We start from the raw sequence: 14929 nt of genomic DNA, 5'->3' as shown, positions 1-14929 counted from the left end.
AGGTCCCTCAGCGTCGCAGCGCCAGCTCGAAGCCGAAGGCGCGGTCCCAGTAATTTCGCTGGTCCAACGTGACGCGGTCATAGGTGAGCGTGGCCGCCAGTCGCAGCCGCACCCCCGCCAGCGCCCCCGTCACCCCCGCGGCGGTGTACGTGGAGAGCACGGTGGGGTCGCCCATGCGCACCGCTCCGCGCGAGATTCCCAGGAAGCCCCAGCCCGCGCCCGCCTCCAGGAACAGCGGCATGCGAAGGCGCTCCGGGGCCCGCGCGCCGAGGAGCCCCAGCAGCGCGCCCCGGTGGGTGCGGATGCCGTCGGTGGCCAGGGGCGTCAGGCCATAGGCGGCGCGCGCGCCGTAGTAGAGCGACGGCAGGGGTGCCTCTCGCCGCCACGTCACCGTGGGGCCGGTGGCCAGCGTGCTCAAGCCGAGCGGTGCCTGCTGCCCCGTCCAGCCCAACTCCCAGCCCGTGGTGGTGGCGGGCCGCCGCGCCATGAACCGTGGGAAGGCGCCGCCCGCGCCGGGGGGAAACGCCTGGGCCACGCCCACGGGCGCGAGCCCGGAGCGCGCCACGTAGTGCTCGTAGAAGTCCTTGTCGAGCGGCACCGCGAACAAGCCCTTGCGCAGGGCCTCCTCGGCGGGGCCGCGCTCCTGGAGCTCCCGGTCGCCCAGGTCGATGATGCCGTGGGTGGACAGCTCGGCCAGGGTGATGCGGGCCTCCTGCGTGGGCGTGCGAATCCAATACACGTCGCGCTCGGGCAGGCGCAGCAGCACGTACTGTTCCTGGGAGCGGCGCACGTCGGCCAGCCGCCGTCCGTCCGAGTCCTCGACGGAGATGCGCGAGTGCTCGAGCCCGGCGGGCAGCGGGAGGCTGGGACCTTTTGGCGCGGGGCCCACCAGCGGACGCCGGGGCTCGCGGGTGGGGGCGAAGGCGTGGAGCGACAGGCGCGCGGGGAGGCCCTTCACGCCCTGGAGCGACGCGGTGACGAAGGCGCCCAGCTCGCTGTACTCCACCTTGCCGTCGCCGTTGATGTCCGCCGCCCCCATGAGGCCGGAGCGGGCCACGTGGCTGAAGACACCCGCGCGGATGCGGGACCACTCGTGTGTCTCGCCGTCCTCGCTCTCGGCGAACACGGCGCCCACCGTGGGGCGGGTGGCGAGCTGCTCACGGGCCAGCATGCCGCGCAGCTCCGCGAGCACCGCCGCGTCCGTCTGCCCGCCGCGGCTGCCCACGACGCCAGACGCGCGGCACGCGTCCACGATGAGGTGGACGTAGTTGGCGCCAAGCGGGTCCACCACATCCGCGTAGAGGCTTGCTTTGTCCAGACGTCCGCCCGCGAGGGTGAAGTACGCGCGTCCGGCTTCGTCCGTGTTGCCGTGGCCCACGTAGACGAGCAGCACGTCTGTCTGGCGTCCCAATTCATGGTCCACCAGGTTGGCCGCGCGCAGGCGGGCCACCTCGCGCTTCACCTCGTCTGGCGTTGGAGGCCGGGCGCCCGCGAGCACCGGCCGGGCCGTGGCGCGGGTCGCCTCGTCCGGGTCCACCAGCAGCGTCGTCTCCACGCCCAGGCGTTGAAGCGTCTCCGCCCACAGCACGCCGTCATCGTCCGCGAAACGCAGCGACGGGAGCGACGGGTCGTCGCTCCCGTTATGGGCAATGACCAGGGCGCGGCGGACCACGGCTTCGGCCGAGGCACCACGGGCCAGCAGCAGTGCCGCGGCGCCGAGGAGCACTCCCAGCTTTTTCATGGAGCTTCCTCTACCCTCACTGACTGCTTGAGCACCACCGTGCCCTCTGTCTGTTCACCGCGCAGGGTCGCCAGGGACTCGGCCGGGCTGCCTGCGAAGACGGCGACGACTTCGACGGTGCCCGCCGTCGCCGGCATGGGCACGGTCAGCTCGAGGGGGGCTTCCTTGCCCAGTCCTCCGGACAGGGCGAAGGGACCGGCCGTCACCTCCGCTTTCCTGGCGCCGCGGACCTGGACGGCGACGTGGGTGAAGGGCGCGTGGCCACCGGCGGCGAAGGCCAGCATGGCGCCGGCGCGGCAGGCGTCTCCGGCGTGCAGCTCGCGCAGGGCCTGGCCCGGGGTGGCGCAGAAGATTCGCAGGGCGACGCCGGGGGGCGCGGTGCCTTCGCCGCGGGCAACGAACTCGCCGGGCGTCGTCGTGGCGGTGGGGACGAGCACCACCGCGAGGAAGACCGCGGCCAGCGCGCCGCCGAGCAGGGCCAGGGAGGGCCACCGGGACGAAGTCTGCTCTGGCGCGGCGGCGGCGAGGGCGGCCTCCAGGCCTCCGAGTGACAGGGATTGGAGCTCCACGGAGGAGGGGGCGTGGAGGTCATTTCCCTCCAGGGCGCGGTGGGCCTGGGCCCAGCGCTCGTAGCGGGAGCCGCAGCGCTGGCAGGCGTGGGCGTGGCGCAGCAGGCGCGCGGACTGGTGGGAGGACAGGTCTCCCAGCGACCACCGGGTCAGGCTGGCGTCGATATGTCTCTCGTACCACCTCATGAGGGCATGCTCCCTATTGCGCACAGGGCGAGCGAGGCCAGGAGGACTCCCAGCTCCATCCGCCCGGGCTCGGCCGATGCGTCCAGCCAGCCCGAGTCCTTCAAATGCTCGGTGAACTGCGTCCGCATCCGCCGCTCGCGCACCCGGACTTCGCCTCGGGAGAGCTGGAGCTGCTGGGCGGCGGACTCCTGCGAAAGTCCTTCCACGAAGCGCAGCTGCGCCAGGGCGCGGCCTTCGTCCGTGAGGGTGTCGAGGAAGGCGCGGACCAGGTCGCGCACCTCCGTGCTGAGGGCCTCTTCTTCCGGCGTCCGGCTCTCGGTGGGCAGGTGCGTCAGCTCGGGCGAGTCGTCCATGGAGACGGCCTCGCGGGACACGCGTCCCGACGCGCGCATGAGGTCGATGGCCGTCGAGCGCGCCACCGTGAGGAGGAAGCCCAGGTAGGGGCGAACCCCGTCATAGGCCTGCCGCATGTTGGGCCGGAAGGCCCGGACGAACGTCTCTTGATGGGCGGCGTCCAAATCCAACGCGGACAACGCGGCGGTCCGCGTCCCCCCGTCCGTGCCCACCGCGAACTTTCGCGAGAGGTAGCGGAGCACCTCCGGCGAATAGGTCCGGTACACCTGCGTGAGGACGGACGTCTCCCCCCGGCGGAAGGACTCCAAGACGGACCGGTCGGTTCCAGGCAGCACGGTAGCTCCGTCCCTCATCGCGAGCCGGCTCGAGCCCAATGCCCGGCCGTCCGTCATCCCTTCAAAATGGGATACGGAGCGGGGTCGCAAAATGGGTCGCGCCTATAACGCATGGGGCGCGTTTTCATTGTGTGCCCGTTTGGCGATTCGCGCCCGGGGTGGGGAGGGGCCATGTGGGGTGCAGGGTTACCCAGGTTTGGCGGAGGCGGCCGAGCAGGCGGAGGTGGTTGGGGGCCGCTCCGAAATTGCTTGACCGACTTCTGCGCCTGGAGGCCTATCTGGTGGGGGGAACGCCTCTCAGGGCTAAGTAAATTGTGAGCGGGCCCTCGGCGCACAATGTAGTCATTGGGGGTAGTGCACGCGGTGTCTTTGGCGGAACGCAGGCTTTCGTCCACGAGCTGGCGCGGCTACGAGGAGGCGGGGGCTCGGCACCAAGTCAATGGAACCAATGGACCGAGTGCTGTCTGATTAACGCATGATTGTCTTGATGTCGGTCCATTGAGGGCAGGCCTGATGCGTTCTCGGGTGTCTGCGATTTCGTGAGGAGGCCGCGTGAGAGTGAGGCGCGGTGCGGCAAAGCTTCGCCGTTCGGCCGGGGCGCCGTGCGCATGGAGGAGAGTGGCGGCCAGAAGCGGAGGGAGGGCCGGCGAGCCCTCAGTCCGGTGTGGCAAATGCCGTCTGTCGTCGTCCATGGACGAGGCTGTCGCGCAGGAGCTCGCACGCGCGTGTCCACTCCACGAGGTGACGGCCTTGCGGAGGCAGACGCGTTCTGAAGCAGGAGAGCAGATTGAATGCCATCGCCCGCAGCCAGGCCACTACCTCCAGGGCCGTGCGCGTTGGGCGGCAGGGCTGGCGCGCGTCCTCGCCCAGGACGACGTCCAGCGTCCAGTTGTGGCGATTCTCAATGCCCCAGTGCACCCGCACCAGCCGCAGCAGTTGGTGGAAGTTGAAGACGGTGGTGTCCAGCGAGGTGACGAAGTAGCGGTAGTCCTCCGCCCGGAGGTTGTCCTCGTCGTCCCAGTGCTGCTGACGCACCAGCAGCAACGTGCGCGCTCCAGGGAAGTCCACCTCGTCGGGCGTCAGCGCGTGCGTCCACAACTCGCGCACCACTGTCTGCCCATGCGCCCGCTCCTCGGTGCGCGAGCGGGCTGGGCACTGCTTGGAGGCGATGGCCCGCATGGCGTACTCGTGAAGGGTGGGCTGGTTGGCCTTCAACCCGAAACAGTAGTGCTTGCCCAGCTCTCGCACCAAGGCTGCATTCTGCGCGGCCGTCAGCCCCGCGTCGGCTGTCACCACCCCAAAGTGCTTGCCAAAGGCTTCCACCACCCGCGGCAGCAACTGCCGGAAGGCGGGAGACTCACCCTCCTTGGCGCCGATGAATTCCAAGTCCAGGCAGGGCGCCGCCAGCGCGCTGGTGTGCACGGCCCGCAGCGCGCCCAGTCGCCACAACTCGCGGCCCACCTCGTCGTTGGCGACGGCCTCCAGGCCCTCCACCTCGCCCTGGTGCGTCGTCCACAGGCTCTTGCCGTCCACGCTCACCACGCCCAAGGGGAATGGCAGGCGGGGGGCGCTCGAATCCTCCAGCACCTCGCACGCCTGGGCCCTCAACGTCTCCCGCAGGCCGTCCGTCTGCTGCTTGCGCAGCAGACGCCAGAGCGTCGAGCCCTTCACCGAGCGCGGCAACTCCAGTCGCTTGCGCGTCCGCGCTCCCACATCCCCCGCCAGCTGCGCGGCCTGCTTCAACCCTTTCTTGCCCACCGCGAAGCCAGCCACCACCAGCCCCAACAGGCCCAGGTGCTCATGGCGGGTGCCACGCGCGTCTCGCGGGTCCCTCACCGCGTCATCCCACGGCAGGCGCGCCTGCCGCAGCACGCGCCGCTGTTGTCCTCGAAGTCCACCCATGCTCGACTCCTTCTCGCCCCGGTCCACGCGTCTCGCGGAGCGGGGCATAGGGGGGATGGGGCTCGCCGGCCCCGTCCCTCCGCCTCCGGCTGCCGCGCTCAGTTTCGAGCACAGCCCACCCGCCAGGGGGCGATCATCCAGGGCGCCCGTCAGGTGGTGTACGAATCCGCTCACCCCTCCCGCGCGCAACCCCGCGACCCGACGACCCTTCTTCAAATCCGACCCCGAGAAAACGCATCAGGCCTGCCATTGAGGGCGGGTCTCCTCCTGGTGAAATTCTGGAACTGCCCCTGTCCAAAATGCCTCCATGATCACGTCTCACTTCAGCTCGGCAATGTTGGGCAGCACCGAAGAAAATGTTGCGTTCAACACTGCATCCCTGCATTCCGGCTTTTTGGCCCATTCGGAGATCATCCTCCCGCCAGAGGAACGATGAAGAACGTCGTTGACTTCCCTGGACCACACCTGGATCTGCTCCTGGAGCCGTTGTGAGCATCCCTGCGTGAGCCAGATCGTGCTGAGGTCAAGCCTGTCACCAAGCTGCCTTGCAATCAGTGCAACCACGTAGGCGGTTACGTTGGCTTGGAATGCCTGGAACATAGGGCGTACCAGTCTCTGGGCCGTTCTGAAAATAATCGCTTTGGAGATCATCTGCTTGTATGACGAGATATTTGGGAGAGAGTAGGTCGGTTCGCCCTCAGTCTCCGTGAATGTCTTCATGAGTTCGATGAAGTTTTTTTGAGCTCCGAGGCTGACAAGATGAGGCTTCTGTTCCCATGCGTTCAAATACTTGGCAAGGTCGGTTTTCGTTAGCTTACGGGCGGGTGGTATGGCTTCTCTCAGCATCCTGAGTTTTGCAGGAGTCGTTCCCTCCCGTGACAGCATGACGTTGTAGCTCCCCGCTGCGCGCTCATAGAACCAACGCCCTACGCCGTCAGGGCAATATGTAGACATAGCCAACTTTTCCATTTCAACATGGAATGGTTTGTTCGCCGACATATCCGACTGCCTGACTGAGTTCTGGCTATTGGCGTATTTTGATATGTCGGAAATCAGCGCTTCTTCCTTGGCAGGTTCGTGCGCCTTGAGAACGATGATTTTCGCGGGTACTCGGACCCGCTGCAAATCAACCTCAGGGATTTTCTTCTTGGTGAAATAAAGGGAGGCGGTGGTCTGCCCTCCATTCACAATTTGCATGCCCTTGAGCCAGCGGATTCCAGGACCGCCATCCATCGTCTTCCCAAGATGAAGTTCGTCGGCGACAAGAACGATGCCATTGTTGTAGGCCATGAAGCGCTCCGGAGCGGCCCGAAGTGTGTCGCGGATGCCTCGGTTCACCTTGCCGGTAACGCTAAGAAACGATCGGACGTTCGCCTCAAGTAGGCGCGCACCATACTTCTCGTAGACAAACCTCAATGCCTCGCCAGGAATGACGGCCATTGCATAGTCGTAATCCGCCACCTCACCAGGCACGTATACACATGGCAGGGCACCGCCAGACACCTCTTCGAAATTGACCACCAGTTCGTCGCGAGGTTTGCCTGCTGACCAGTGGCGGAACAAGCGCTCAATGTCCATGACTTCGAGCTTGATTGTCTTGTTCTTTATTTCTCGCGGCTTGAAGTTCTTGGATTTTGCTTGCCTGTCGGTCAGGACATATACGCGAATTTGATCGAGGTTTGCATAGCAGTCCTGAATCGTCAGAGCCAGGGCGTAGGCATCGTTGGATTCGTCCATAGTTGACGCCAATCGGCCGTCTGCGCATCTGGACAGGAAGCGAATGCATTGTTCGGCAGCAGCCTTTGTTTCTGCATCTGGAACGGGGGTGATTGTATCCACGTTTGAGTACAGGCTTACAAACAAGTCAATCTGGTCTGCCTCCTCCGAGATAGCATATCCGCTTAGGCGCAAGCGGGCATTGCCTACGGTGGCTGCGTAGTGGCAGATGACTGGTTCGAAAGTCATGCCCACCTCCGCCATGTGCTGCATGACTATCTCGGCGAAGATTGATTCTGGATACGGATATCCATTGCCCGGGATATCAAGCCGCTCGCCAATCTCAGAGCGGACTTCGGCCTGGGTTTGCCTGAGGAAATCGTCCAGTTCCATCTAAATTGCTCCTAATCGCTGAAGTGCGTGGACCAGTCCCACGTCAACCTGCATCACGGAGGCCAAGTCCAACTCGTAGCGGGCACTCTTGATGCTAATATTGACATTCTGGCGGGTCAGTCTGGGAAACTGCGCTGCGACCGGTAAGAGGGCCGTGCTAGAGTGTGTGAATCGCCGCAGATACCTGTGAGACATCACTTCGAGATATCCGGCATGCACCAGACAGCGCTCGAACGCCGTAAGAGCAACAGAATTGGCCCCTAGTAATCCCCTGATGTCCAGTGTCAGTTCCGGAAGCGTCTTGCCGGACCCGCTAAGCGCAAGTCGGACGGCTGCAAGGAATAGGGGATGCCTCAGCGTTTCATCCAATTGTTCCAGTGAGCCGATGTTGGCAAGAAATGCGCTCGGTGCCACCGTCGTCTTCACCTCAATGGCGCCCGAGCCGATCATGTAGTCCTGGAGGCTGCCAAGTGGCCCCTGCCAAGCTTCAAGCGCGACTCCTTGAGGCACTCCGGCTTGGATGATCTGCTGTAGGACGACCATTTCTCCGAATAGGCCGACCTCGGCTTCCTGGCTAAGGAAGTTGTCTTGACTCCGCCCCATGAAATTCTGCCAAGCCATGATTCTCGAAAGAAACAACTGGAGCAACTGCGCTTCCCCTGAGGAAGAGCAGTTTTCGAGCAATGCCACCACATCGCCCGCCATCATGACAAATAGGTCCAGGCTGCCGGCTGCTTTTCGAGAGAGTGCCAACCAGGTTTGGGAATTGCCTAAAATGCCAGTGGCGAGTTTCGCGACTCGGAATCCGTGGCCCTGGGGGAGTTGAGAGTCAGGCGGAATGTTGCCCTCTCGAAACCCAACAAGAACGACCTCCTCATCGCCGGGAAAGTGACGCCCCGCCAGCAGGCGACAAGGTGCAGCCACCTCAATAGGAATCGTGCGCCAGCCTTCGCCTTCGGCGCTCCCCGATAGGGCACGCCAAGCGGTTATCAACCGAGCAGCATCAATCGGCGGCGCCATATTCTTGCTCCCAAAGTACATTGTTGACCTTATACTCGACCTTGACACCCGATGCGCTACTAGGGAAGCTGATCGCAAATGCAATGACAGGGGGGCTGTCTTTAGGCAGGTTTGCCCGTTGAGGGTCCAGGGCATACAGGAACAAGACTCCGTGGTCCGGACGCGGAGGTACTCCTTCGGCACCAAAACCGCGGATTCGTCTGATCGCGGGGCCGTTGGGGATTTCTGGGGCATCAGGCTCCTTTCCTGACGTGTTCCTTGCAGGATCTGCAGGAAAGGCGGAGCGCGTAGTCGCCAGTGCGGCATTCCATGCCGCCTCGTCGAGGTCGATCGCCTCGTCTCGAGGAGACATCAGGCGGCCAATGGAATATCGGTCAGGATGGCCGCCATGATCGCTTCGATGGAGCATTTCAATCGAGACTCCCTCCGCCAGATCCAGTCGCGTGCCATCTCCTCCGCCGATCAATGCGATCGTCCAGTTCTTCAGTTCGTTCTCGGTCACGAGAGACTGGATGAACTCGGCAATGAGTAGGCTGTTGACTTTGTAGGCTGCGGGATGCGTTCTGTATGCTTGCAGGAATCCAACGACCTCCGAGACAGGAATGCCACTCCATAGATAGCCTTGCCAGACCTGCTTCGAGCCATTGCGGGTCCGCTCCGGATTGATCTCCGGCTTACCGAGTACAGCAATTAGCCTTCTAACGACATCGAAGTTTCGGGTAAGCACGTCTGGATCCCGATAGAAAGCTACCGTCTCTAGCAATTGGCCGCTGAAAGACAGCATAAGATTCTTGGCGGACCTCATCTTGAGACGAGACGTGACCATGAGGACAGGGTGGGCTTGTACCTTGAGTCCATACTCACGAGGCGTGGCGCCGCTGGACGCCATTAAATCAAACTCTTCTCGCAACTCCTCCGAGGCGTCTGCGATATGTCCGAACCACTCATTGAGTTCGGAGGTCGTGTAGAGGCGGCAGAGATCCAGATAACCAGGCCGATAACCAAACCAACGCCCCATTTGCATGAGCGTGTCGTACATCTTTGATGCGCGGAGGAAGTAGCTGACAGTCAGTCCTTCTAATGTAAGGCCTCGTGCCAACTTGTCGCCGCCAATAGCAATGACCTTCAGTCCTGCCCCTTTGCGATCGGCATAATCCAGAGCATCCTTGGCCGTACCATTGATGATGCGGACCTCGATGTCCGAAACTACCTCGGGCAGCATAGCCTCAATTTTCTCCCACCGGAGATGGTCATTGCGCACGAGTTCCGGGTGACTTGCCGCCATGCGCGCGGTAGTCAGCACGAAGTCACCCTCCCAAAGGGCCTTCAGCGACGCGAGGTCTTGCGTATGCTCTATGCGGCGGTTTAGCCTCTGCCGGAGGCGGTGGATGCGTTCCGCTACTTGAACATGCACCGCCTTTTGGACAGACGTTAGCCTCGTAACATGCACAAGCATCGAGCAGTGTTCGTGCTCTTGTCCTCGTGCTCTGCGAGCAGCGCATGATAGCACAAAGGCGTCGATGGCCTTGATCAACGATGGAGGAAGTTCATCCTTTCCTTCGTAGAGAGGCCGGTGACCATTCTTGTGATTCGCGGGCATCCACCCCCCGTGCCCATCCTTTTCACGGTAGTCATTCACTTCCCGCACAAGCGGAATCCCGCCAGTGCGCCCATCCTCAGTTTTGAGTCCAAAGACCTTAGCGGGGCCGAGATAATTGGAAGGAGCAGCTAGGTTGATGATGAACCCAGCGGGGAAGAGATCAGGTCCCTCCTCGCGCGTCTCAGCCTTCTCATGGATGAAGATGTTGGCAAATGGAGTTGCGGTATAGCCCACATAGGCTGAGCGTGAGAATGTATGCAGAATACGTCGGATCAGCCTGTTGATTGCTGTGGGTTGGTGCTCCTCGTCGGGCTTTCCGTCAGCATCGAATAGGATTTCACCTGTGTCGACGCTTGCGTGGTCAGCCTCATCATCAATCAAAAGCAGGGGTAGGTGAGTGACGATGCGACGACCCTTTTCTGTATCGTGAACATTTGTAACGTGGATACGAATCCATTGGAGCAGTCGCTCCAAGACGGTCTTGTTTTTCTTGACAACGAACAGCCAGGGGCGCTGCTCCGGGGTGATCCCCAGTTTCTGCGCGATGCCCGCGTTGAAGTCGCCAGTGTTGGTCCGGTTAGTGGCGTAGTTGGGGCGTATCGATGGGTCGCCATCTATTTCGCCGACTCCGATTGGAACCATGTCTTCAGGGACGGGCTGTGTCTCAAATCCCAGGAAGGCTTCGTCCAGGCGCATCTGGGTCTGAGAACGCAGATTGTTGTGCAGTCCTGCGAGGACAATGATGATCTTGTATCCTGCATCGGCACCCTTGCAGATCAATCCACTGTAGTGTCCTGTCTTTCCTGACTGGACATGACCGACCACCAGCCCACGGCGATTCCAGGACCCATTACGCCGGGGATCCTCCAGCAGGGCCAGGACTGTGTCGGTAGATTTGTCCAGAGCCTCAATGGCTCTATAGGAGAGCTTGCGTTCCATCCATTCCCGGTAACGCTGCCAATAGCGCCAGTCCCGCTTGCGGGACGCCACCAACCAAGCTTCATGGCCGATGTCGCTCTTGAGGCTGACGTCTTTCCCGATCCAGAGACTGAAGCGGCGGATGAGCTCATCTATAACCGCATCTCTATCCAGGCCGTTACCCCACTGGGGTTTCATGGCGAGGACCATTCCTATCTTTTCAGCGATCAATTCCGGCGTGATGGATGTTTTGTCAGCTTCGTCGAGCAATAACTCCTGAACGAACTTGACGATCTTTTGGCGGGTCTCTTCGGCTGTTGCAGTCATTGATTTCCTGAATCCAGTGTGTCTGGTAGCGCCGCGACGAGTTCCTGGTAGTTGTTGAAAGGTTCAGTGTGAAGAAGTTGCTCGCGGGCAATCTCTGGAGACATTCCTTTCTTGAGCACGAGATTCCGGTACATCACCGAAAGCACAGCCTGGACTTCGGAGGAATGCGTGCCGGAGAACCCGGTTCTTGGTGTTTCTTGCCCATCAGTTGTGTCCAACCAGATGCGCTGTACCGGTAGGGTTTCTTCAAGAACCCTTAGCATTGCCCTGACCTGATGCGCGAAGGAGCCGGCCTCACTCAGGACGGCGCTGACGGCCGGGTGCGAATCTTCGATCCGGTAACGCATGCCTCCCTTGAAGTGCTCGGCTCGCCAGGCCTGCGCGACAGGCTTGGCTCCGCTTTGTCGGATCGGCTGTCCACGATGCGCAAAAACCCTGCGGGCCCGCGCTCGGGTGTCCTCTGCGAGCCGAATCAGTTCCGCGCGAACTGAGACAGGAGGCCTGGCGGTCGATTTTCGAATATCGATTTTCCAATCGATGTCCGCGGTGTTTGAGATGTCAAGTCTAATTCGGGCAAGCCTGTGCGCCTCCTCTTTCGTCCACGAGCGCGCGGAGCCAAGACTGAGCCAGCTGCCCGCAAGCAACAGGCGTTCGTTTCGGTAGACGTAGAATCCCTGCTGCGCCGTCCATCCATCGGGCCCGCCCGCCGACTGTACTTCGTGGGGGGCGAGGCGATCTTTGTGCGGTAGTACGTGGCACTGCACCTCCGTGCCTCCTCCTGCGAGGAGTCGGACGACGGGGGAACTCCAGGTCGCGGGGTGCTTGGCCAGGAACGGATCCCACGGGGCTACCGCCTTTCCGTTCATGAACAGCCTCAGCCTGGGGCGCGGCCCATCCAAATAGCGATGGAAGACCATGGCGAGATGATATTCGACTGTGTCCATTAGGTTTAGGAAGTCCTGGGCGGTGAATCCAGGTGTGACAATCCGGTCCAGCCGTTCCCAGACAACAATGGTTCCCTTGTCTATCTCCTTCAGCGATTGAAGCAGTTCCTCGGATCCTTCTGCTGGTCCTTCAAGGAGATGCCAACCATCGTCTGAACTGGCAGCGAGCACATCCAGGTCCCATCGAAGGCAGTTCAGTTGACCGCTTTTGAGGCTGGCTACAGTCAACCTGCGGCACTGGGAAAATGATGCAGTCTTGAGTCCCAGTCCGAACCGTCCGAGATCGCCCGCCCTACGCTGGTCTAACGGGCTTTTTTCGCCAAGCCGCATCGCGAGATCGAGTTCCTGGGCATTCATGCCCTGGCCGTCATCCAGGATTGCAACATGACTGTGTGTGCCGTCCCATCTGAAGGTGAGTTCGACACGCCCGGCTCTGGCTGACATGCTGTTGTCGATGATGTCGGCCAACGCTGTGGCTGCAGAATAGCCCAACCCACGGAGTGCCTCCAACATGGCCGACGCTCGTGGCGGAGCGGAGCGGGACCTTGGAGGAGGCCGCGAGTGTGTGGCATCCTTTTCCATCACAATAACCCCTCGACGATCTTGATTCGGCTGGGGTGCGCCAATTTTTCAAGTCCCTTTCCCTCTATTTGTCGGGCGCGCTCCCGGGTAAAATTGAAGTGCGTCCCAACCTCTTCAAGGGTATGCTCGTTGACCCCAATTCCGAAGCGCATGCGAATGACGGTCGCCTCCTTTGGTGAAAGTTGCTCAAGGAGCTTTCTGACTGCCACCTGCATGGTCGAACTTGCGATGCTTTCCTCCTGAGGAGGAGTACGCTGTACGATGTATTCATCGAGCGCCCTCAACCCATCCTCTGTTTCCATCGACAGCGGTTCCTGCTGTGTTGCGAGGATCTGCCAAGTCTTTTCCAGGGGTAGCCCCAGCAGTCCGGAGAGTTCCTCTGGGGTCGCATCACGCCCTGACAAGTTGAAGATATTGACTTGCTCTTTCAATGCCTTTCTGAGTTGATCCAGTCGATGGACTGGTAGGCGAATGAGTCGAGATGTGTCAGCAGTAGCGCGACTGATTGACTGCCGTATCCACCAGGTCGCATAGGTTGAGAGTCTTGCGCCTCGGCGGTAGTCAAAGCGCTCAATTGCCTTTATCAGGCCCAGGTTGCCTTCTTGGATGCGATCCATTAGTGATAGGCCGCCGTATTTCTTGGCGATGAATATCACTAGTTTTAGATTTGCTTCAATCAGGCGCTGTCTTGCATTGTGCGCTTTCGCGAGCCCGGCATTCATCCGCAGCCTGGCTGTGCTTCCGCGCAGGTCAGACTCGACAGCACGGCGAAGCCTCGCCACGAGGCTTTGAGAAGGCCTGATCGCAGCCAACTGCTCCCCCAGCGTCTTGGCAAGCTTCGAGCCCTGCATGTCGGGACCGAGCGTAGCTAGCTCCCGACATACGGTTCGAACTATCTCGATGTGCGACTGTAGTTCCAGAGGGATATGTGGCGCCGAGCCGAATGACTGAAGGGCGTCACCGCCATGGTCCACATCATTCTCTATAGGCAATCGCTCTTCGGAGGACGTCTCCCCTGCTTCGTCAAACTCGACGAGCACCCCTAATGGGAGGTCGCCACATGCTACTTCATCCATAATGACGAGGAGTTCGGAGATTGCTGCCGGTGAGTTGGTGATGGCCACTAACGCTTCTTTCATCCCATCTTCCATCGCCATTCTCAATGCGACCTCGCCCTCGCGATCCAGGCGGTCCTTGGGAAGACTGCGAACGTAAAGCGCGAGTGGGTCCGTATCGTTCGAGTTCAGTGTCTGCAGGAAGCTGAGCGCCTCGCTTGCCACCTCGTCGTATTGCTCATCGTATTCGTCGTCTTTTGTATTCTCATCAGGATCGAGCACGTCTGGAACTAGAGGAGTGTCATCTATGGTGACACCCAAGTCGCCCAGCATGATGCGAAGGTTGGCCTCAAATCGCGAATCCCGCTCTTCCCAGTCATCGTCGTTCCCAGGTGATGCGTCAGCGATGCACCAAGCTGGGAGTCGCCCCTCACGAAGGGCCTTTACGATGAGAGACCTGAGCGCCCAATCCGTTTCTCGTCCCCGCTTTGCCCTGTGTCCCAGAGCACTGAGCGCATTAGGCAGGCTGAGCTCGATGTCGTCCCAGTTTTTGTCGGTGTCGAACGGTGCATGCCGGGATAACTGCCATTGTAATCCACCAGCCGCCACTAGACACGCAGGATCGGATGGCGGTGGTGGTGCCTCAATCTCCTCCTCCCACGCGGCAAGATCCACAGCGTCGCTGAGGTCCAGCTCCTTGGAGGGGGCAAGAGTCAGGTGTTTCGAGTCCTCTCTTGGATCTTCAAACGTGCGGATGGGCAGTAGCTGCCTGGGCTGCTCAACAGGCGGCTCAGAAGTCGGGACAGGAGCGCCGCAAGGGGAGGGAGCCTTCCGTAGCAACTCCACAACAGCTGATTGTCCCTTGGCGCCTGCGACGGAGAGTGCATCGTTCCCGTCGCAATCTCTGAGGGATGGGTCCGCTCCCGCCTCCAGTAACAGCCTGCAGATTTCGACATGGCCCCTGGATGCGGCAAGAATCAGCGGCGACCTACCTTTCTCGTCGGTCGCGTTGACGTTCACACCGCGTCGAATGTGCAATTCTACAGATGGTTTGCCCCCGGCGAGCACAGCCATTCTGAAAACTGGGAGCAAAGGTTTTCGCTGGACGCGTACCGGCTCATTCATGGCATCCCCATGGGCCTCGTCAGGTCAGCTTTTCGTCGTGCTCGACTGCCTTCAGCTGTGCCTCCACGAGTACGGAATGGTGCACCATGTCCGGGGAGTCTGTCGAGTAACGCGAACCGGTTTTCCTATGTGCGCTTGTTCTCGTGGGGCATTGATTGGGGG

General features: G+C 61.4%; 9 protein-coding genes. All 9 read right to left on the bottom strand.

Translation table 11 applies throughout. The features are described from left to right. Nucleotides 1-7: 7 nt before the first annotated feature. Entirely contained in the window at nt 8-1741 is a 1734-nt protein-coding gene (locus KGD87_RS22410; protein WP_284662438.1) for a caspase family protein, read from the bottom strand. Continuing rightward, nucleotides 1738-2496 (bottom strand): hypothetical protein, encoded by a 759-nt coding sequence (locus KGD87_RS22405; RefSeq protein ID WP_284662436.1) that lies wholly within the window; start codon nt 2494-2496, stop codon nt 1738-1740. Before KGD87_RS22405 ends, KGD87_RS22410 begins: the two co-directional genes overlap by 4 nt. Continuing rightward, the gene (locus tag KGD87_RS22400; protein ID WP_284662435.1) at nt 2493-3185 is read right to left on the bottom strand and encodes an RNA polymerase sigma factor; all 693 of its coding nucleotides are present in this window, start codon (nt 3183-3185) and stop codon (nt 2493-2495) included. Before KGD87_RS22400 ends, KGD87_RS22405 begins: the two co-directional genes overlap by 4 nt. A 654-nt stretch (nt 3186-3839) precedes the next feature. After that, nucleotides 3840-5087, bottom strand: a complete 1248-nt coding sequence (locus tag KGD87_RS22395) for an ISAs1 family transposase (protein ID WP_284662434.1) — start codon at nt 5085-5087, stop codon at nt 3840-3842. 318 nt (nt 5088-5405) lie between these two features. Further along, nucleotides 5406-7196 carry an AIPR family protein gene (locus KGD87_RS22390; protein ID WP_284662433.1) on the bottom strand — a complete coding sequence of 597 codons (1791 nt, stop codon included), beginning with the start codon at nt 7194-7196 and terminating at the stop codon, nt 5406-5408. Continuing rightward, entirely contained in the window at nt 7197-8216 is a 1020-nt protein-coding gene (locus KGD87_RS22385; protein WP_284662432.1) for a PD-(D/E)XK motif protein, read from the bottom strand. Beyond that, the gene (locus KGD87_RS22380; protein WP_284662431.1) at nt 8200-11061 is read right to left on the bottom strand and encodes a Z1 domain-containing protein; all 2862 of its coding nucleotides are present in this window, start codon (nt 11059-11061) and stop codon (nt 8200-8202) included. The genes KGD87_RS22385 and KGD87_RS22380 overlap by 17 nt, the downstream gene beginning before the upstream one ends. Further along, nucleotides 11058-12587 (bottom strand): ATP-binding protein, encoded by a 1530-nt coding sequence (locus KGD87_RS22375; protein WP_502887955.1) that lies wholly within the window; start codon nt 12585-12587, stop codon nt 11058-11060. Before KGD87_RS22375 ends, KGD87_RS22380 begins: the two co-directional genes overlap by 4 nt. Next, a complete protein-coding gene (locus KGD87_RS22370) occupies nt 12587-14767 on the bottom strand; it encodes a sigma-70 family RNA polymerase sigma factor (RefSeq protein ID WP_284662428.1) in 2181 nt (726 codons plus the stop codon). The genes KGD87_RS22375 and KGD87_RS22370 overlap by 1 nt, the downstream gene beginning before the upstream one ends. Between the last annotated feature and the right edge of the window lie 162 nt (nt 14768-14929).

This window comes from Myxococcus sp. SDU36, from assembly GCF_030168875.1.
GTDB lineage: Bacteria > Myxococcota > Myxococcia > Myxococcales > Myxococcaceae > Myxococcus > Myxococcus vastator.
The sequence above is the reverse complement of the archived record's forward strand: the minus strand, read 5'-3'. Positions and strand labels throughout refer to the sequence as shown.